The 1,360-nt window shown below is 67.8% G+C and carries 1 protein-coding gene; it reads left to right on the top strand.

Annotated features, from left to right (window positions below; all coding sequences use genetic code 11):
• Positions 1-453 precede the first annotated feature (453 nt).
• The gene (locus ACWD4U_RS34780) at positions 454-1,188 is read left to right on the top strand and encodes a 2OG-Fe dioxygenase family protein (protein ID WP_363462302.1); all 735 of its coding nucleotides are present in this window, start codon (positions 454-456) and stop codon (positions 1,186-1,188) included.
• The last annotated feature ends 172 nt before the right edge of the window (positions 1,189-1,360 follow it).

Raw genomic sequence — 1,360 nt, 5'->3', positions numbered from 1 at the left:
AAACCCCCGACGAGACCACTGCAACAGCCTTGACCGCCTAGCCTGAAACCGGATCACCGAGTGGCCGTCGATACACCACTCCGGCGGACGTGACCGCCGGTTGGAAGGGTTCGGGGATCGGAGCACGTTCGAGCGGGGCGCAGGGTCTGCTCATGTACTGCCGGCCCGGGGTCGTCACCGAGCCCCTGGTCAGGCCCGCACGCGAACTCCTTTGGTACCACGTCCGGCGGGGGCGGCAGCACCCGCCTGGCACCTCCGGCCGGAGTCCCGTCCCGGCGCCCTCGCCCCCGTGAACGCACAGAATTCTGTTGAACCGTCCCCGAAAACTCACCGTTCTCCTTGATGTCCGGTCACCGGTCGCACACACAAAAGGAAATCCGGGCGGCCCTACGGCCGCGGACCCATGTCCGGGAGGCTTGGCGGCCACTCGACCCCGCGAGAGGAATGAGAATCATGTCGGCGGATGTCCAGGAGAAACTGCGTGTCAAGGGCTATGCCCTCGTGCTGGCCGACCGGCTCGATATCGGGGAGGAACTTCGCGCTTTCGAGGAAGGACTGGCGAAGGAGTGGGAGAACCTGGAGGTCGACGGGTATCTCAAGGGCGGTGCCCGGTTCCGTGAGCGGCGCTATGACCGCTTCTCCTTCCTGCCGCGGACCGGCGAGGTGACCCTTCAGCCGCACCGGCCGTATTTCCAGTCGAGTACGGCGAACCCCTATGCCGGAGGAATCCAGCGTGAGGTCGCCGGGCTGACCGCTTCCACACTCGACAATCCACTCCTGAAATCGCTCATCGTTTTCAACTTCGAGCAGTTCCCGGTCGCCCCGGAACTGCTCGACCAGCATTGGGAGGTGGCTTGCCACCAGTTCCGCATCATCGGCTCGGCCGCTGAACTCGGCGAGCCCACCCCCGAGGGACCGCACCACGACGACGTCGACTTCGGTGCCATCCACCTGATGTCCCGCAGCAACGTGGCGGGAGGCGGGTCCCAGGTGTACGACCTGTCGAAGGAGCTCATCGCGGAGTTCTGCCTGGAGAGCCGGTTGGACACGATGTACTGGGACGACCGGAGGCTCCTCCACGCCGTGCACCCGATCACCGCCGCGGACGACCGGGAGGTGGCGGTCCGGGACGTCCTCATTCTCGGCTACCGCCACGCGCCGGAGCTCGGCGCGCCCGACGCCGACTGACGGCACCTTTCGGCCTGCACGATTGAGCCGGGGTCCATCGCGAGTGCGATGGACCCCCGCCGGGCTGGAGAGCAGCCCCGAGCTCCCGCGGGCGGGGGGCGGGGGCCCGCGGGGGGCCGCCGCCGGCCGTCGGCCGCCGGTGCGGTATACCAGGCGTCGATTGTCCCGTAGA

The organism is Kitasatospora sp. NPDC002522, assembly GCF_053595195.1.
Note: the sequence above shows the minus strand (reverse complement) of the source record. Positions and strands in the feature narration are given on the sequence as shown.

Bases quoted from the DNA above. Each gene is read 5' to 3' on its own strand.
- ACWD4U_RS34780 (WP_363462302.1), top strand. From the start codon at position 454: ATGTCGGCGGATGTCCAGGAGAAACTGCGTGTCAAGGGCTATGCCCTC.